The organism is Acinetobacter sp. 1542444 (assembly GCF_000581835.1).
GTDB lineage: Bacteria > Pseudomonadota > Gammaproteobacteria > Pseudomonadales > Moraxellaceae > Acinetobacter > Acinetobacter pittii.
Map to the genome: position 1 here is coordinate 288,506 of NZ_JEYA01000004.1, position 19,258 is coordinate 307,763.

The following is a 19,258-nucleotide window of genomic DNA, read 5'->3' on the forward strand; positions in this document are numbered from 1 at the left end:
ATTAGTGTAATCCTTTCTCATGCGTGATGGCTTCAACTTCCTTCAACGCTTCTTCACTCAACTGGTCAAGGGTATTGTTTGCGATATAGGAATACACGCCACACAGTAGGAAAGATAAAACAATAATTCCTAAGCCTAGTGGAATACCCCATGTCGTTACACCACCACTAAATGAACTCATTAAAAATTCTTTGTTGTAGCCAACAAGTAGCATAAAGCCCACATAAAGCACTAACATAATGATTGTGAGCGTCCAGCTTAATGCACTTTTTTTCTTGACCATCTTTTGAAACTTTGGATTGCGTAGAATCTGTTCTACTTGGCTCTGATCCATAACCAAACTCCTTGCCTGTGCCCAACCTTGGTCACTTTTTTAATAGTAGTTTCTCATTATTAAAATTAGCAAAATAACGTGTAATTCGTAACTTAGACTTTGGTCGTTAAAATTTAATCAATTTATAGCTTTGTTTCTGCTTGCGGTATGATAGGCGCAAGGTTTTAATCATGTAGGTCATATGAACAGCTGGCTGATTATTGGGGTACTCACTCTTTATATAGCACTCTTATTTATTTGTGCTTTTTTTGGCGAGAAGCATGCTAGCCGCCTGAGTACACGTGGCCGGATGTTCTTGTTTAGTTTGACCTTAGGTGTTTACTGTTCATCTTGGACATTCTATGGTGCAACCGGAGCTGCCGTCCGAGAAGGCGTCATTTTCTTACCTATTTATTTAGGTCCACTCCTATTTGTCTGGTTTGGTTATGACATCTGGCGACGTTTAGGCCGAGTACGTCAGCATCATGCAATTTCTTCAATTGCCGATTTTGTTGCTGCACGTTATGGCAAAAGCGGTGTATTGGCATCGCTGGTTACGATCTTGGCAGTCATTGCGATTATTCCCTACCTGGCCCTACAGTTACGTGCAATTGCCTTAAGTACATCAGTCATATTGGAGCAAAATGCTCATATTCATACGACTACCAATAGCGTTTTGCTTTTAACTAGTGTCCTTGCGATCTTGGCCATGATTTTTGGTACAAGGCAGATCGCGAATACCGAACAGCATGGTGGCCTCATGTTAGCGGTGGCATTTGAATCTTTTGTAAAATTATTCGCCCTAATCTGTGTCGCTTTATTTTTTATTTTTGAAGCACCCGCGAACTTAGTACAAGTCTCAGCCGACGTAAACCAAACCTTTCAAGAAGTTCAGTTATTTGGGGTGCCTGAAACTTTCTGGATTCAGACATTATTGGCAGGGCTGGCAATTATCTGTTTACCCCGTCAGTTTCATGTGGCTGTTGTCGAATTACGCGATGAAAAGCACATTCGCGGTGCACGTAAATGGTTTGCGGCTTATCTCATTTTAACGATTTTAGCTATTATCCCGATTGCAAGCTGGGCTTTGCATGCAGCGCCAAAATTCCTAACTGTGCCTGATGTGGCAGTACTCTCATTACCATTGAGTTATAACCAAGAATGGTTAGCCCTACTGGCCTTTTTAGGTGGGTTCTCTGCCTCAACAGGCATGTTACTGGTGTCATCAGTTGCATTATCTATCATGCTCAGTAACGACTTGATTATGCCCGCACTATGGCGTTTTAAGCTGCTATCACGTCACGATAAACATTTACCTAAAGTTCTTAAATTCAGCCGTCGTATTAGTATTGTCGCGGTGATGTTACTTGGCTTTTTATTCTTCCATTTCTTTAATGATATTAACCAGCTTTCAGTATTTGGTTTATTGGCATTTAGTGCGGTTGCTCAATTCGCTCCTGCACTAATTGGAGGATTGTATTGGCGAGGTGGAAGTCGCCAAGGCGTTTATGCAGGTCTTATTGTTGGCTTTTTAATGTGGAGTTACACATTACTATTTCCAACCATCTTACGTAGTTTGCCGGAAGCCTATCAAGAAACAGCCCAGAGTATTTTGCTTTTTGGCCCTTTTGGAATTAATGCATTACGTCCAGAATCACTTTTTGGCTTTGAATCATTTGCTCCACTTACACACGGCGTTATTTGGTCACTCGGTTTAAATATTGTTTTATATATTTGGATTTCTAAACTTTACCGCCCAAGTGTGGCAGAACAAATTCAGGCAGAAAGCTTTTTCTACTATGAAACTAAGCCCCTGCCATCACCGCACACTTCTACCGACTTAACTTATTTACCGCACGATGCTGCACGTTTAAAAGTAGGCGATTTGTTCGCTCTTGCTAAAAGAATTACAGGTGAGCAACCCACAACACAAGCGTTCGAGAACTTTTGTGAACAAAATCATCTCACGCTCAACCCAAATAGTATCGCCAATGGCATGTGGTGGCGGTTCACTGAACAATATCTAGCTGGAATTATCGGCGCAGCCTCTGCACGTACGTTGCTCACTACAGCAATGATTAACAATGGTTTGGCATTAGGCCAAGTCGCCAATATTTTAGACCAAGCCTCGCAATGGCAACGTTTCAATCAAAACTTGCTGATGACCATGATTGACCACATGACCCAAGGGGTAAGTGTGGTTGATAAAAACATGTGTTTGGTGGCTTGGAATAACCAATATTTAAAACTATTTGGCTACCCTAAAGATTTAGTTTATGTGGGTTGTCCAATTGCCGATCTGATTCGTTATAACGCTGAACGCGGCGAATGTGGCCCCGGTTCAGTCGAAGAACATGTTCGTAAACGCTTACACTGGATGAAAGTCGGAAGTGCGCATGAATTTGAACGAATTCGTAAAGACGGACGCGTTATTCAAATGCGTGGTAATCCTATTTCAGGTGGAGGCTTTGTGACTACGTTCGCTGACATTACTGCTTTCCGTGCGAATGAGGCAATACTCGAAGCCCGCGTAAAAGACCGAACCCAACAACTTGCCGATGCTTTAACTGAGCAACAGCTTGCACGCGAACAAGCCGATATGGCCAATATGTCAAAAAGCCGATTTATTGCAGCGGCCAGTCATGACTTATTACAACCTATGCATGCTGCCCGTCTGTTTAGTACAGTTCTTGAACAAAGCATTGCGACCGAAGAAGACCGTCAAACTCTACAACAACTTGACCGCGCTCTGTATGGCGCAGAAAGTATGCTCTCTGCTCTACTCGATATTGCGCGTTTGGAAGGTGGCACCATACAACCCAAAAGACAGCCTTATCCTCTGCACGATTTATTAAGCGATCTTGAACTCCAGTTTAAATCGATTGCTGCTCAGCGAAATATTTCACTCAAAGTTCACGATGTATCGTTCTGGATTGACACAGATCCACAGTGGATACGACGTATTATCCAAAACTTTGTAAGTAATGCACTGCGTTATACCGCCAAAGGCAGAGTGATTGTCGGTGTATTACGTTCGGCTCAAAAACCTGGTCATATTCGAATTGGTGTTTGGGATACAGGTCCCGGAATTGCCGAAGAGCAACGTATTAAACTATTTCAAGAATTCGAACGCTGTGGGCATTTATCACCTTGGGGTGAGCAAGGTTTAGGTTTGGGTCTTGCTATTGTGCAGCGTATGACTGGTTTGTTGAATTATCCAGTCCATGTCTATTCGCAACTCGATAAAGGCTCCTGCTTTATGATTGAGGTTCCGGTGGTAGAAGCTCCAAAACTGATAGCCCCAACCGTACAAGCAGTGCCTTTAAAAACTAAGGCTTACCGAATTTTATGTTTAGACAATGATGAAACAATTCTTGAGGGCATGAGTAGCTTATTAGGTCGATGGGGCTACGAAGTTTTTAAAGCCACTGAACCAGAACAAGCATTTGAGATTATTCAAAAAGAGAATATTCAAGTCTGGCTTATCGATCAGCATTTAAACAATAACCAACTCGGTGTCGATTTTATTTTGCAAAATCGTCAACATGATGTTCCGGTTGCTCTGATTACAGCCGACTCTCATCCTGAGTTACCTCAACAATTGAAAGAACTGAATATTGTTTTACTCAAAAAACCGCTTAAACCAGCTTCTCTAAGAGCATGGCTATCGGGTCTTAAAATTGCCAGTGAGACAGATTAATTTTTTTCTCTCCCAAACCTTTTAATAAGTTTGGGAGAGATTTTTGGCAAAAATTATTGGTCTAATTTAAGCCAATAGGCAGAACTGCTCAAAAAGTCTACTTTTGTTGATTAAATAATTGGCCAAACTTTCCATTAGGCCTTTTTCTATGGCAAAGCTCACCTTTTTTGTAAGTGAACACTTGTACACTTAGTTACAATTTCATAAGCTCCTGTTTTTTAAAATTATAATTAGACAAAAACAACCATATACGACTTTAGTCGTATTCTACTTGCATTCTTCATGACACATAAATATTCAAAACCAATTTATTCTATGTACAGCTATTTTTATAACCCATTTCCATATTAAGCACCCCTGCTCACGAATTAATGCAAAGGACAATTGCCATGAATATTTCTGATAACAGCCCACAAGGCCAACTTTCGTCTCAACAGTTTTATCGTCAATACAGTGCCAATGCTTTACTTCCTGAATTAGATTGGCAAAGTATTTTCCCTCACAGCAAGCTCAATGAAGCAAACATTAAAGCGTTAAATACAATTTATCAGTGCGCCGTCCCCCTCGCACTTAATGTATTTCATGATCTAAATTTTGATGTATTTGCACCTGCGGCTTATCATCCGCAAGGTTTAGGTTTATTTGATAAATTGGCACAACAAGAAGAAAATTTCTTAAAAGTTCTTAGCGCTGAAAGTGAAAATCTTGACCATGACACACGTCATCAAATCTGGAGCATGCTACTCCGTGGCGGTGCTGTACTCGTTTTCAAAGCTTGGCTTGGTCATGTCAAACTCGGCGAGAATCAGTTAGATATGACTCAGTTTGATGAATTATCGGATTTACTCTTTATTAAAACGCATCCAGATCAACTTGCTGAACGACTCCATGTTGATGAAAAAGCAAAACTCGACCATATCTTCTTGATGTATGGCAATGATATTTTCCTTGATCGATTCAACAGCCTAGAAACAGCTGCACTTTTTGTTGATTTAGGCGTTTATGATGCAGCCTTCTTAAGCCTACGCGATGACCGCGTAGCTGAATATTTAAAAATGAAAGGCTATGTGACTCAAGATCAAATTGATGATTTGCAATGTGCACTCAATCCTTTGTACTGCGACAGCCTAACACCTAAGCAAGATTGCCTTGCTTAAGTGACATCTATAAAAAAAGACCTCAATCGAGGTCTTTTTTCTTTTTAAATTTTCTTATCTTCAATATTGAGTGCGCTAATGGCCAATACGGCTTGTGTACGGGTTTGCACACCTAATTTTCTAAATATAGCCGTTACGTGAGCTTTAATCGTTGCTTCTGAAACATCAAGCTCATATGCGATTTGTTTATTTAACAAACCTTCCGCAACCATCATCAAAACACGGAATTGCTGAGGTGTTAGAGATTGAATACGTTCAGCTAAAGCAGTTTCATCTGCTGCTCTTGGGTCAAGGTTAAGATTAGATGGCAAATTAGGTGGCAACCAGATATCACCTTCTAAGACTTGACGAATCGCTTCGCCAATATGGCTTGGATGAGCCGACTTAGGAATATAACCCATCGCACCATGTGCAATTGCACGCTGAATAATTGAAGTTTCTTCATGTGCAGAAACCACAATAATCGGAATAGATGGATACTGTGCTCTTACATAAACCAGAGCCGAAAAGCCTGAAGCACCCGGTAAATTTAAATCGAGTAATACCAGATCAGGTTCTGCCCCATTTTCCAAACGCTCATAAAACTCATCAACCGAGGCTGTTTCATGAATTTGTGCCTGTGGCAGGCTATAACGTACTGCTTGAATTAAAGCATGACGAAACAAAGGATGATCATCAACGATTAAAATATTCATAAGCGATTAAAGTAATCTTGAGCATAAGTATGGCCTATTGTAACCCTACTATTTAGATGAAAGATACGTTCATCTTATCCATTTTTATGCAAAATGTTGATAAATGCAGAACTTAGCCAAGATTTTGAGATGTTTTTTAACTTTTAATCAAAATTAATCTGTTTTTTATATAAGCTTCCTTTTTATTATAAAAAATATATCACCTATAATTATATAAAATAAAAACAGCAACTTAATAGAAAAACAAAGTATAAAAATCCACTATTTATCTTTTATATTTAAAACTGATAAGGTTGACCAATTTCGTTATTTTACAGTTTACCGTCGTTGTTGATTAATAAGTCCAATCTCTTGTTTTAGGCTTAGGAACCAAATTATGACTGGTATCACATCACCAAAACCTTTAAATATTGTTGCTGTTTCTGGTGGCTTAAATACCCCATCTAAAACGGAAAGTCTGGTTCAAGCCATTCTTGATGAATTATCAGAAGCAATCGATATTAAAGTTCACTTCATTAAATTAAGCGAAATCGGGCCTCTATTAGGCGGCGCATTTTATCGCAATCAACTTCCACAGCGCGTACAAGATGACCTTGCCGCAGTTGAAGCAGCAGATGCTTTAATTGTAGGTACACCCGTTTACCGTGCTTCTTTTACAGGTCTTTTCAAACATTTCTTCGATTTTGTTGAACAGACTGCTTTAGTCGATGTGCCTGTACTTTTAGCAGCATCGGGCGGTAGTGATCGTCATGCACTCGTACTTGAACATCAACTTCGTCCATTATTTAGCTTCTTCCAAGCACAAACTTTACCAATTGGCGTATATGCGACCGATCGTGACTTTACTCCTGAATATACGGTCAAAAGCGAGCAATTATCAGATCGTATTACGTTAGCAGTGGCACGCGCATTACCAATTTTAGAATGGGCGCCAGCGAAAGGTAAACGTGCTGAAGTGGTTAAATCTAAATCACAGCAAGCAAATCAAGAGCTTGGTATTAACAAGCAAATTGAACAAGAAGAAGTATTACCTTCAGCGGCTGTACCAGACCTTGATGCGGCAGAATCTCGTTTGCATCACAAGTCTGGCAAATCATTAACGCATGTTGCCTAAGCGCAATATCGCTAAATAAAAAGAACGAATGGGGAGAGCGAACCATGACGCAATTACAACAACCAATTAAATTTGCTTATTGGGTACCAAACGTAAGCGGTGGCCTTGTAGTGAGTAACATCGAACAGCGTACAGACTGGAGTTATGACTACAATGTTCGACTTGCACAGGCTGCCGAAAACAATGGTTTTGAATATGCGCTCACCCAAATTCGTTTTACGGCGGGGGACGGGGCAGAAAACCAACATGAATCGGTAAGTTTCAGTCATGCATTACTAGCAAAAACTGAAAAATTAAAGGTCATTGCGGCTATTCTGCCCGGCCCTTGGAAACCGGCACTTGCCGCTAAACAACTTGCAACGATTGATTATTTAACTCAAGGCCGTATTGCTATTAATGTTGTTAGTGGCTGGTTCAGAGGCGAGTTTGATGCCATTGGTGAAGAGTGGCCTGAGCATGATGAACGTTATGTTCGCTCTGAAGAATTTATTCGCACTCTAAAAGGAATCTGGACCACCGACAACTATAGTTTCAATGGTAAATACTACCAGTTCCAAAACTACACGCTTAAACCAAAACCTTTGCAAAAGCCTTATATCGAAGTTTTCCAAGGCGGTAGCTCACGTGCTGCACGTGACATGGCTTCTCGCGTGTCCGACTGGTATTTCACTAACGGTAATACAGTAGAAGAAATTCAAAAACAAGTTGAAGATATTCGTACTAAAGCAAAAGCCAATAACCATCATGTCAAAATTGGGGTAAATGCATTCATCATTGCCAGAGATACCGAAGAAGAAGCAAAAGCAGTACTTCAAGAAATTATTGATCAAGCCAATATTGAAGCGGTAAATGCATTTGGAGATGCTACACGTGAAGCAGGTGCTGCTTCACCAGAGCAACAAGGTAACTGGGCAAAATCAAGTTTTGAAGACTTAGTGCAATACAACGATGGCTTTAAAACCAATTTAATTGGTACGCCGCAGCAAATTGCAGAGCGTATTGTGGCACTCAAAAATGTAGGTGTTGATTTGATTCTTTCCGGATTTTTACACTTTATTGAAGAGGTGGAATATTTCGGAGAAAAAGTTCTGCCGCTCGTTCGTCAGTTAGAACTTCAACAGGAAAAGGAGGTAGAAATCCAAGCTAAATCAGCCTAAAAAACCCCAGTTAAAACAGCGCAAGATAATAAAAACAATAAATTAAAAATAAAGAATTTATTGGCTCCAAGACTCGGCTTGGAGCCTTTGTTTTTTAAGATTTTTCGACTTCTCGAATCACAGTTTCAACTGAGTAACGGCACCATTTTGAAAGTTTTTCGATAAATTCATTTAAGGCAGCGGGTTCAAAATGGCTGACAATCATATAGCAAGCATTGCCCATGACTTTAAAGCATTCATCGATTTGTTCATATTGCTTAACCAAATTTTCAATTTCTTCAAATGCGCGTTGTTCATTTAAATGCAAATGAATAAATTGCTTATGCGAATATTGCACGGCAATGGTGTAGTTTTTGATAACACCTGCATCCATTAACTGAGCAATTCGAGCACCCACCGCCTGTCCTGTTCGATGGACGCGCTGCCCAATGTCTTTATTTGTCAGACGAGAATCTTGTTTGAGTAATGCAATAATTTTTAGATCAATCGGGTCTAATTCAATATTCATTTTTCATGGTGAAAGAAAACTGGCGGTAATGCTTTCATCTGACTATAGCCGATTTTTCAAGCAGAGAATAATCTTGTTTTATCTCATATCAACAAGAGTAATCTCATGAAACAAGCATTATTAGTTATCGATGTACAAAATGATTATTTTAAAAATGGCAAAATGGAATTGGTTGGACCAGATCAAGCACTAGAAAAAATAAAGCAGCTCGAACAATATTTTAACGAGAAAAACTTGCCCATCATTTATGTGCAGCATATTAACCCGCCACAAGCGAGTTTCTTCCAAGAAAATACAGATGGGGTTTTACTTCATCCTGAACTCAGTGCTGGCAGTGATTCATTAATCGTAACAAAGCATTATCCAAACAGTTTTTTAGAAACTAATTTAGACGAGCTTTTAAAAGCACATCAAATTGAGCAACTCGTGATTACAGGCATGATGACGCATATGTGTATTGATTCAGGTACACGTGCAGCCAAAGAACTTGACTATCAACCCATCTTAATTGCAGATGCAACCGCAACTCGCGATTTAAGCCATGACGGAAAAACTGTAAAAGCTGAAGACGTACAAACTGCTTTTTTAACTGCGCTAAGTATGTTTGCAAATGTACAAAATACTGCTGACTTTTTAGCAAGCTCTTAGTAGAAAGCAATAAAAAAGCCCCAGATGGGGCTTTTTTAAAATTAGTTCTGCTTATCAGGATAAACCGTTGTAATTAACTGATCTACCACTGCAGGCTCAGCCAAGGTTGAGGTATCACCTAAACTATCTAGCTCATTCGCTGCAATTTTTCTTAAAATACGGCGCATGATTTTACCGGAACGCGTTTTAGGTAACGCTGGTGCCCAATGTAGTGCATCAGGTGAAGCCACAGGTCCAAGCACTTTACGTACCCAGTTGATTAACTCTTTACGCAGCTCTTCCGATTCTGCAACACCTGCCTGTAAGGTCACGAAAGTACAAATACCTTGTCCTTTAATATCATGAGGCATGCCCACCACTGCTGCTTCTGCGACTGATTCATGCGAAACAAGAGCACTTTCAATTTCAGCTGTGCCCAGACGATGACCTGAAACGTTTAAGACATCGTCAACACGACCTGTGATCCAGTAATAGCCATCTTCATCACGGCGAGCACCATCACCCGTAAAATAAGTATTTTTAAAGGTCGAGAAGTAAGCCTCAATAAAGCGGTCTGGGTCACCCCAAATGGTACGCATCTGGCCTGGCCATGAATCTTTAATCACAAGGTTACCTTCAACCGCACCTTCTAGCTCATTACCCTCACCATCCACAATGGCGGGGTGAATCCCAAATAATGGGCGTGTTGCTGAACCTGGTTTTAAAGCTGTTGCACCCGGCAATGGAGCAATCAAAATACCGCCTGTTTCGGTTTGCCACCATGTATCAACAATCGGGCAGCGGCCTTCACCAACAACATTGTAGTACCAATTCCAAGCCTCAGGGTTAATTGGTTCACCAACCGAACCAAGTAAACGCAGGCTGCTACGGTTACTTTCACGTACAAACGAATCACCCTCTCGCATCATGGCGCGAATTGCGGTTGGTGCTGTATATAAAATAGAAACTTTATGTTTATCGACCACATGACCAAGACGTGCCCATGTTGGATATTGAGGTACACCTTCAAACATTAAGGTGGTCGTACCATTTGCCAGCGGCCCATAAATTAGATAACTATGCCCTGTAATCCAACCGATATCGGCTGTACACCAATACACATCATCTTGTTTTAAATCGAAGACCTCTTTAAAGGTACTGGTTACATAAACTAAGTAACCGCCTGTCGTATGCAACACACCTTTCGGTTTACCTGTCGAGCCCGATGTATAAAGAATAAATAAAGGGTCTTCTGCCTTCATCGGCTCTGGAGGGCAGTTTGCATCAACCTCCATAATAATGAGGTGATACCACAAATCACGACCAGGCTTCATTTCAATCGGGTTTGCATTACGGTAAACCACAATCACATTTTCAACACACTCAGTACCCGGCAATGCTAAAGCCAAATCAACATTTTCTTTGAGTGGTAATAGTTTTCCGGCACGTAGACTTGAGTCTGCGGTAATCACCAGTTTCGCTTGGCTATCTTCAATACGACTTGCTAAAGAATCTGGCGAGAACCCACCAAATACCACACAGTGAACAGCACCAATACGGGCACAAGCTAACATGGCAATTGCAGCTTCTGTCACCATTGGCATATACAGTACAACGCGGTCACCTTTACCAATGCCATATTTCTTTAAAACGTTGGCAAAACGGCAGACTTCGTCGTGTAATTCTTTATAAGAGACAATCTTATGACGAGAAGGATGGTCACCTTCCCAAATAATTGCAGGTTTATGTGGATGTTCTTTAAGATGCCTGTCTAGGCAGTTTGCTGACACGTTCAACTCACCATCAGCAAACCATTCAATTTTGAAATTGTCTTTGTCAAAACTGGTATTTTTAACTTGGGTAAATGGCTTTATCCAATCGACAATTTTAGCTTGCTCTGCCCAGAATTCATCTGGGTTCTCGATAGAGTGTTGATAACGTTTAAAGTAGTCTGCTTCAACAGTACGAGCTGTTTTTTTAAATTCCTCTGGTACTGGATAGATCTCATTCATACGCAACTTCCTTGATCTTGTGCATCCCATCTCGAGACTGTGGCTATTATTTTACTGGATCTTATTTGCATGCCTTTGCAGTATGATGACTCTTTCAAAGCCTAGACAATGCGACTTTGGTCATATATTAACCACTTACTCAAGCATACGAAATTATGAACATTTTTATAAAATTAAGTTGATTTAAAACATTTGTCTATAGCTTTTACTTTTATAATTTTTTCAATATTTGATGGTTTTGATCATCAACAAAGATTATTTTGTCTCTCATATGCAACCTAGGAATAAAATAATATGTTTGCCCAAACAACTTCCTCACGCCCACCACAGCTGCCTTTAAAAGATAGCCCTTTTTCAATTCATGGCCGTTTTAACCGTATGAGTTATTTAGGTGGATATGGACTGATTTATTTAGTCACAATCGTGGGTTATTTTATTCTGGCCTCCTTTCTTGGGAGTTTTCAGCTTTCAAGTAATTTATTTAATTTTGAGTTTTATAGCTCTCTTTCTGGCCTCAGTGCTTTGGTAGTCTGGGCTTTTTGGCTATTCCTGATTTATTTAAATGTTGTTCTCGTCGTGCGACGTTTGCATGATCTAAATAAAAGTGGTTGGATGGGATTACTACTATTCATTCCAGTTGTTCAGTTCTTTTTTATGATTTATTTACTGCTTGCCTCAGGTACAGCAGGTCCAAATCAATATGGTCCAGCTCGACCATCAACGTTTATAGAAAAGTTAATGGCTTGGTTTATTTTATTGGCTATTTTAATTAGCCTTATTTCTACCGCAGGCTTTTTTTACTACTTCTCTGGCACCGATACTATTCAAACCCCGTCACAAATCTTACAAAAAGGAACGGAATACTTTTAATTAAAAAACACTTTATTATTCAGATGAACTCATTATAGTAGGCGCACATTTTATCTCCTACTATAATGAAGGCCGATCATCGCTTTCATAACTTTTTAAAATAGAGACTTGTCGTGGCTGATGAACAAAAATCCTTAACGGATGTTGCAAAAAATACAGGCGAACTTTTGCAAGAAGCAGGTACTAAAACCACTCAAACGGTTTTAGCCCATACCGAAAAGTATCATGATGCCTATACCACTATTGATAAAATCGTGGATAGCTTCTGGGAACGTGTGCCTTATATTTGTATTGCGATTATCGTTTTTATTATTTTTTGGCTACTCACCAAATTATTTAAGTTCTTTGTTCGTAAAACCTTAGAAAATCGTTCTTATACGCGCCAAAACCTAGTGTTGGTTCTAAACCGTGTAGGAAGTACGACAATTTTATTTTTTGGATTCTTAATTGCACTTGTCATCATGATCCCAGGTTTTACACCAGGACAACTCATGAGTGCGTTAGGAATCGGTTCGGTTGCCATTGGTTTCGCATTTAAAGATATTTTTCAGAACCTGCTGTCAGGTATTTTGATTTTATTGAGCGAACCGTTCCGTATTGGCGATTCCATCGTGGTCAATTCACTTGAAGGAACTGTTGAAGATATTCAAATTCGTGCAACATTCTTACGTTCACCAGATGGCCGTCGCATTGTTATTCCAAATGCTACTGTTTATACGAGTGCTTTAACTGTAAATACGGCTTATCAGCAACGACGTTGTGAGTTTGTAGTCGGAATTGGATATGACGACGATGAACAAAAAGCTAAACAGATTATTTTAGATATTCTTAATAATGACCGAAATGTACTCAGTCAGCCAGCTTTCTCGGTTAATGTTACAGCTTTGGCAGATTTCTCGGTTAACCTGACTGTACGTTGGTGGGTTGATACTACTGAAACTGATATGTCCTCATCTACAAGCACAATCCAAGCTCAAGTAAAACAAGCTTTCAATGAGAACGGAATTAATATTCCTTACCCAATTCAGGAATTAAAAATGGCTTCAAATCAGCCACTTTTAAACCCAGAAGCATCAACTAAAGAGACGACCTAAAATATAAGAAATAGACGTTTCAGTTCTTAAAATACGGTTGCCTAAGCTCACAGCTTGGCAGCCGTTTTTTGTGAGCAAATCAATTTCATAGGGAATAAAGCCGCCTTCGGGTCCAACGACTACACTGCACGCATGCGGAATATTAACTGGCATGCTCTGCTCGGCATACGGATGAGCCACATAGGCGGGACTTTCCTTTAAAATTAAGTTTGGTAGAATATCTTCAACAAAAGGTTTAAAGCGTTTATATAATTGAATTTCAGGAGCAATGGTGTCGCCTGCTTGCTCAAGCCCTAAAGTCACATAGTTATCAAGTTGTTGCAAAAATGGAGTTTGCCAATAGCTTTTATCTACGCGGTAACTATGAATCAAACTAATTCTTTCAACACCTAGAGTCACACTATCCATAATTAAACGGCGTAAAACTTTGGGCCTTGGTAACGCTACGATTAAATGTACTGGAAGTTTTGCAGGTACAACTTCTTCAGTGATAGGCCGTATACAAACTTCTTGCTCATTCATCGAAACAATTTCAGTGGTATAGCGTGCGCCATTACGAACACCAACTTTTAGATTTTGGCCCACCGTAATATCAAGATGTTCACGTAAATGCTGTAATTGGCGCTTTGAGCGAATTAACCATAACTCTGACTGAACATCATCAGATTCTAACAAAACGATATTCATGGTTTTTCGGCCAAATACCGATTAATTACGCCAATATGTTTTTGTAATGAACCTTGGTTACGCTGCAAAACTTTATGCGCCTGCTCAACCACCTGCTTTGCTTCTTCAGGCTCGGCTAAACATGCCATCCAGATTGCTACAACTTGCTCAGCGTCTTGAGCAATGAGCACACCATTTTCATCAATAAATTCATCAACAATGGTTTGGAAATTAAAGTAACGAGGTCCAATTACGGTCGGTACATTTAAAACCATAGGCTCTAAAATATTATGCCCACCACCTGGTTCATTAAGTGATCCCCCCACAAAACACACCTGACTTAAGGCATACCATAGCCAAAGCTCACCCATACTATCCGCCAGATAAACCTGTGTACTGGCGTGAATACTATGATTCATACTTCTACGATGAGTAATTAAATCTAGGTTTTGGCAAATTTCAAATACTTCATCAAAACGTTCAGGATGTCGAGGCACGACAATACAAACTAAATCTGGATCTGTCTTTAGATAAGGTGCAAGTGCCTGCAAAATTTGTTGTTCTTCTGGCGCATGTGTACTGGCAATTGTTAGGACTTTACGCTGCCCCAAATACCATTGTTGTTGTAATTGCTCAGCCTGATTTATAAAAGCCTCAGGTGCATGGATATCAAACTTAATATTTCCAACTACCTGACTTTTTTGTTGATCTAAACCAAGTTCTACATAACGTTGTCGAGTCGCATTATCTTGTGCCAGCACCCAGTCAATTTGTTTCAGCATTCCTGCTGTTAGCCCTGAAACGCGGCTATAACCTTTTGCTGATTTTTCTGATAATCGCGCATTTAATAATAAACAAGGAACCTGCTGTAGCTTGGCTTGATCAATTAAATTTGGCCAAAGCTCAGTCTCAACCAATGCTAAAAGCTTTGGCTGATATAACTCAAAAAATTGTTTTAAAAGATGCTTTTGATCAACAGGCAAATAAACTGCTTGAAATAGATCTAAATAAGGTGCTTTTAAAAATAATGATTTGGCACGCGCCTGCCCCGTCTTTGTTGTATTCGTAACTAATACAGGTTGACCGAGTTTAAGATAATGCTCGATTAAAGGCTGCGCAGCATTGGTTTCTCCAACCGAAACAGCGTGGAACCAAATTGCTCTTACATTTTTCGGAGACTCAAACGGCCCAAATCTTTCAAGACATTCCTGATTATATAATTCCTGGCTTTCTGCACGTCTTTTTATCCGCCATTGGTAAAAAGGTTTTAATAAATGGAGTGCGGTGTTGTACCAAAAAGGGGTCGCCAAGCGGTTTGCCTCAAATAGTCAAAGTTTAAAACTGGGGAAAATATAACATAGATAGAAAAAATGGCAGAGTTTCGATACCTAAACTCTACCATTACAAGAAAAGCGATTTATTGAGCCCATAAATTAAAGAGGTCAGTAAATCATCTGTTCAAAAAATTACGAAGCTTCTAGTGCTGGATAGTCTGTATAACCTTCAGCACCTTTAGCATATAAAGTTGTTGGTTGAAGTTCATTTAATGGCAAGTCTTTTTCTAAACGCTGTAAAAGATCTGGGTTAGCAATATATGCTTTACCAAAAGATACAGCATCTGCCTGACCTTCACGCAAGATACGTTTTGCTGATTCTGGTGTTAGATTCTCATTGGCAATCCATACACCATTAAATTTTTCGCGAAGTTTAGGACTAATACTATCAGCAGCTTCATATTCACGAGAGAAAATGAAAGCAACATTACGTTGGTTAAGTTGTTCAACTACATAACCAAAAGTTGCTAATGGGTTTTCATCTCCCATATCGTGTGAATCACCACGCGGTGCAATATGTACACCTACTCGGCCTGCGCCCCACACTTCAATAAATGCATCAACGACTTCTAATAATAAGCGTGCACGGTTTTCAACAGGACCACCGTATTCGTCATCACGTTGATTGGTATTACTTTGAAGGAACTGGTCAATTAAATAACCATTCGCTGCGTGTAATTCAACACCATCAAAACCTGCTGCTTTAGCCAGTTCTGCTGAATGTTTGTATTGAGCAATAACTTCTTGAATCTCTTCAACTGAAAGTGCACGCGGTGTTACATAAGGACGTTTAGGACGTAATAAACTCACTTCACCCGCAGGTTGAATTGCACTTGGTGCAACAGGAATATCGCCATCTAAAAGTTCAGGATGCGAAATACGACCTACATGCCAAAGTTGAGCTACAATTTTTGAACCTTGAGCATGGACTGCCTCAATAATTTTATTCCAAGCTTGTGCCTGCTCTTGTGACCATAACCCTGGGGTGTCTGCATAACCCACAGTTTTTGAACCAATCACTGTTGCTTCAGTCAAAATTAGACCAGCATTTGCACGTTGTTGATAGTATTCAACCATTAAATCATTAGGCACTCGGCTTTCACCACTACGCGCACGCGTTAATGGAGCCATGACCAATCGATTTTTGATTTCAAAATCACCAACCGTTAAAGGAGTATTGAGTTCAGCCATAATCGCCTCGACTTACACTTTTAATAATTTAAAGTGTTTGTTTTAAATGTTCGATATATTGCTGAATCAAAGCTTCGTTACGTGAAAAATAAGACCATTGACCATATTTTTGGACCTGAATAAGCCCCGCCTGTTGTAACACAGACAAATGATTAGACATCGTAGACTGAGCTACTTTACCCAAACGTTCAATATGACCTGCACAAACACCCTTCTCAAAACTACCACCACATTCTTCCACCGGTAAATAATGTGCAGGTTCTTTTAACCATTGCAAAATTTGCCGACGTAGAGGGTTGGAAAGGGCTTTGCTAATTGCATCAATATCCATAGGCTCAACACGTCTTTTAAACGAACAAAGCTTTGTTCAGCATTTCGAAAACATAATATCGCATTTTTTCGATATTCATATCTATTTTTTTCGATATTAATATCGCATTTTTTCGATTAACATTCGAAGGCTGAACTGCTTTGCCGTTTTAATCGCTAAAAATCCAAGAGTTCTACATATTCATAGATGAACTGTATTTAAACTAAAAGTTCAGCAGACTCTTATAAACCTTGTTTTAAACTCGCTTCGATAAAACGATCAAGGTCACCATCAAGAACAGCACCTGTATTAGAGTTTTCAACACCCGTACGTAAATCTTTAATACGAGAATCATCTAATACATATGAACGAATTTGGCTTCCCCAACCAATATCAGACTTCGAGTCTTCTAGAGCTTGAGCTGCTTCATTACGTTTTTGCATTTCTAATTCATATAAACGCGCACGTAACTGTTTCCATGCGTGGTCACGGTTAGCATGTTGCGAACGCTGGTTCTGACATGCCACCACAATACCTGTTGGGATGTGAGTCAAACGTACAGCCGAGTCAGTTTTGTTAATATGCTGACCACCTGCACCAGATGCACGGTACGTATCGGTACGAACATCAGAAGGATTGATATCAATTTCAATATTGTCATCAACTTCTGGGGAAATAAATACCGCAGAGAATGAAGTGTGACGACGGTTGCCACTGTCAAATGGTGATTTACGAACTAAACGGTGTACACCTGACTCTGTGCGTAACCAACCGTAGGCATATTCACCTTCCACACGTATAGTTGCTGATTTAATACCGGCTACGTCACCGTCAGACACTTCCATAAGTTCTGCTTTAAAACCATGACGTTCAATCCAGCGCATATACATACGTAAAAGCATAGACGCCCAATCTTGTGCTTCTGTACCACCTGAACCTGATTGAATCTCAACATAGCAAGGATTCGGGTCCATCGGGTTGCTAAACATACGACGGAATTCAAGTTTAGCCAGTTCGTCTTCGGCAGCACCAAGCTCAGACTGAACATCTTCAAGCAGGCTTTCATCGTCGGCTTCTACAGCCAAATCTAACATCGCTTTTGCATCTTCAAGCTGTGTAGATAAGCCATCCAATACATTAATAACGTTTTCTAGTTCGCCCTTTTCTTTCGCCATCGCCTGAGCGCGGCTTTGATCATTCCAGATCGCCGGGTCTTCTAACTCACGTAAAACTTCTTCTAAACGTTCTTTTTTCAGATCGTAGTCAAAGATACCCCCGTAGTGTTTGGCTACGATCAGTTAAGTCTTTCAATTGGTTTAGATAAGGATTAATTTCCACGCGAGTGTTCCCATAAGAGCAGATAAACAGTCAATTATTTTAGCATAGCTGCGGTTATCTACGAACCCGCTTTGTATTTCTCATCATATTTCATCAATTTAATTTATAAATTTTCTTCAGTTCAAATTAAGATTAATTGGTAACATCCTCATACAAAATTGGGTACTTTTACAGCATTTTTTATGATCTACACAAAATCTCCTCAATTTTAATAAAATAAAACATTATGTTTTTATATTTTAAAATCAATATCTTAAATTAAATTACTTTACATAAATATCACACGGTTACAGTACGGTTACTTGCGCAAGATTGACGACAAAGCTTTTTCGTCTAGACTAAAAGTTGTAACAAAACATTTATAAAATCGCTTTTTAGAGGGGAGAGATTCCATGAAAAAACTAGCAATTGCATCAGCTCTTTTATCTGCACTCGCAGTGAGTGGCGCAGCAAACGCTTACCAAGCTGAAGTTGGTGGTTCTTACAATTATCTTGATCCAGACAACGGTAGCAGCGTAAGTAAATTCGGTGTTGACGGGACTTATTACTTTAATCCTGTTCAAACTCGTAACGCTCCACTTGCTGAAGCAGCTTTCTTAAGCCGTGCAAGTAACGTTAACGCCCTTATCAACTATGGCGATAACAGCGGTACAAAAGATACTCAATATGGCGTAGGTGTTGAATATTACGTTCCTAACTCAGATTTCTACCTTAGCGGTGATGTAGGTCGAAATGAGCGTGAAGTCGACAACACCAATATTGACAGCAAAGTAACTACTTATGCAGCTGAAGTAGGTTATTTACCAGCTCCAGGTTTATTACTTGCTTTAGGTGTTAAAGGCTACGACGAAAAAGACGGTAAAGACGGCGCTGATCCAACAGTTCGTGCTAAATACGTAACTCAAGTAGGCCAACATGACGTAAACCTTGAAGCGTTCGGTGCGTTTGGTGACCTAGACGAATATAAAGTTCGTGGTGACTACTACATCGACAAAACTTTAAGTGTTGGTGCTGATTACTACAACAACGACTTAACTGATAAAGATGAATTTGGTATCAATGCTAAAAAATTCTTAAATCAGCAAGTAAGTGTTGAAGGCCGTGTTGGATTTGGTGATAACGACAACACTTATGGTGTTCGTGCAGCATACCGCTTCTAATCAAGCCTAAAG

The 19,258-nt window shown here is 39.8% G+C and carries 17 protein-coding genes; 8 read left to right on the forward strand and 9 right to left on the reverse strand.

Annotated elements, in window-relative coordinates:
- Position 1 precedes the first annotated feature (1 nt).
- Positions 2 to 334 (reverse strand): DUF485 domain-containing protein, encoded by a 333-nt coding sequence (locus J580_RS16530; RefSeq protein ID WP_000372818.1) that lies wholly within the window; start codon positions 332 to 334, stop codon positions 2 to 4.
- Positions 335 to 515: 181 nt separating this feature from the next.
- Here J580_RS16530 and J580_RS16535 point away from each other — a divergent pair, with 181 nt between their 5' ends.
- Entirely contained in the window at positions 516 to 4,013 is a 3,498-nt protein-coding gene (locus tag J580_RS16535) for a PAS domain-containing hybrid sensor histidine kinase/response regulator (RefSeq protein WP_032004977.1), read from the forward strand.
- Between the two features lie 389 nt (positions 4,014 to 4,402).
- Positions 4,403 to 5,170, forward strand: a complete 768-nt coding sequence (locus J580_RS16540) for a hypothetical protein (RefSeq protein ID WP_017387555.1) — start codon at positions 4,403 to 4,405, stop codon at positions 5,168 to 5,170.
- Between the two features lie 44 nt (positions 5,171 to 5,214).
- Here J580_RS16540 and J580_RS16545 read toward each other — a convergent pair whose 3' ends face one another.
- Positions 5,215 to 5,865, reverse strand: coding sequence for a response regulator (locus J580_RS16545; protein ID WP_032004979.1), 651 nt, complete (start codon positions 5,863 to 5,865; stop codon positions 5,215 to 5,217).
- A gap of 376 nt (positions 5,866 to 6,241) precedes the next feature.
- Between J580_RS16545 and msuE the strand changes: the two genes are divergently transcribed.
- Both msuE and sfnG read left to right on the forward strand, forming a co-directional pair.
- Positions 6,242 to 6,979, forward strand: coding sequence for an FMN reductase (msuE, locus tag J580_RS16550; RefSeq protein WP_005066848.1), 738 nt, complete (start codon positions 6,242 to 6,244; stop codon positions 6,977 to 6,979).
- Positions 6,980 to 7,023: 44 nt separating this feature from the next.
- Entirely contained in the window at positions 7,024 to 8,136 is a 1,113-nt protein-coding gene (sfnG, locus tag J580_RS16555; RefSeq protein ID WP_032004980.1) for a dimethylsulfone monooxygenase SfnG, read from the forward strand.
- Positions 8,137 to 8,230: 94 nt separating this feature from the next.
- On the opposite strand, the gene J580_RS16560 is transcribed toward sfnG, so the two are convergent.
- Entirely contained in the window at positions 8,231 to 8,644 is a 414-nt protein-coding gene (locus J580_RS16560; RefSeq protein ID WP_014207916.1) for an Lrp/AsnC family transcriptional regulator, read from the reverse strand.
- Positions 8,645 to 8,749: 105 nt separating this feature from the next.
- Here J580_RS16560 and J580_RS16565 point away from each other — a divergent pair, with 105 nt between their 5' ends.
- Positions 8,750 to 9,292 (forward strand): cysteine hydrolase family protein, encoded by a 543-nt coding sequence (locus tag J580_RS16565; RefSeq protein WP_032004981.1) that lies wholly within the window; start codon positions 8,750 to 8,752, stop codon positions 9,290 to 9,292.
- Positions 9,293 to 9,333: 41 nt separating this feature from the next.
- Here J580_RS16565 and acs read toward each other — a convergent pair whose 3' ends face one another.
- Entirely contained in the window at positions 9,334 to 11,283 is a 1,950-nt protein-coding gene (gene acs, locus J580_RS16570; protein WP_032004982.1) for an acetate--CoA ligase, read from the reverse strand.
- A gap of 294 nt (positions 11,284 to 11,577) precedes the next feature.
- Here acs and J580_RS16575 point away from each other — a divergent pair, with 294 nt between their 5' ends.
- Positions 11,578 to 12,153: a DUF805 domain-containing protein gene (locus J580_RS16575; protein WP_032004983.1), complete on the forward strand. Its 576-nt coding sequence runs from the start codon at positions 11,578 to 11,580 to the stop codon at positions 12,151 to 12,153.
- Positions 12,154 to 12,266: 113 nt separating this feature from the next.
- Complete coding sequence (locus J580_RS16580) at positions 12,267 to 13,247, forward strand: mechanosensitive ion channel family protein (RefSeq protein WP_002121934.1); 981 nt, start codon at positions 12,267 to 12,269, stop codon at positions 13,245 to 13,247.
- On the opposite strand, the gene J580_RS16585 is transcribed toward J580_RS16580, so the two are convergent.
- The 5 genes from J580_RS16585 to prfB all read right to left on the reverse strand — a co-directional run bounded on the left by J580_RS16585 (position 13,227) and on the right by prfB (position 18,086).
- Complete coding sequence (locus J580_RS16585; protein ID WP_032004984.1) at positions 13,227 to 13,934, reverse strand: 16S rRNA (uracil(1498)-N(3))-methyltransferase; 708 nt, start codon at positions 13,932 to 13,934, stop codon at positions 13,227 to 13,229. The two genes, J580_RS16580 and J580_RS16585, sit on opposite strands and share 21 nt — an antisense overlap.
- A complete protein-coding gene (locus J580_RS16590; protein WP_032004985.1) occupies positions 13,931 to 15,223 on the reverse strand; it encodes a 3-deoxy-D-manno-octulosonic acid transferase in 1,293 nt (430 codons plus the stop codon). The genes J580_RS16585 and J580_RS16590 overlap by 4 nt, the downstream gene beginning before the upstream one ends.
- 156 nt (positions 15,224 to 15,379) lie before the next feature.
- Positions 15,380 to 16,438 (reverse strand): alkene reductase, encoded by a 1,059-nt coding sequence (locus J580_RS16595; RefSeq protein WP_032004986.1) that lies wholly within the window; start codon positions 16,436 to 16,438, stop codon positions 15,380 to 15,382.
- Positions 16,439 to 16,466: 28 nt separating this feature from the next.
- Entirely contained in the window at positions 16,467 to 16,769 is a 303-nt protein-coding gene (locus J580_RS16600) for an ArsR/SmtB family transcription factor (protein ID WP_002121891.1), read from the reverse strand.
- Between the two features lie 221 nt (positions 16,770 to 16,990).
- Positions 16,991 to 18,086, reverse strand: a protein-coding gene (gene prfB, locus J580_RS16605) for a peptide chain release factor 2 (protein ID WP_099475557.1) whose coding sequence is annotated in 2 segments (ribosomal slippage) — positions 16,991 to 18,013 and positions 18,015 to 18,086 — 1,095 coding nt in all. Because the reading frame shifts where the segments join, the coding sequence is not laid out codon by codon here.
- A gap of 392 nt (positions 18,087 to 18,478) precedes the next feature.
- Here prfB and J580_RS16610 point away from each other — a divergent pair.
- Entirely contained in the window at positions 18,479 to 19,246 is a 768-nt protein-coding gene (locus J580_RS16610; protein ID WP_005078653.1) for a putative porin, read from the forward strand.
- Positions 19,247 to 19,258: the final 12 nt, after the last annotated feature.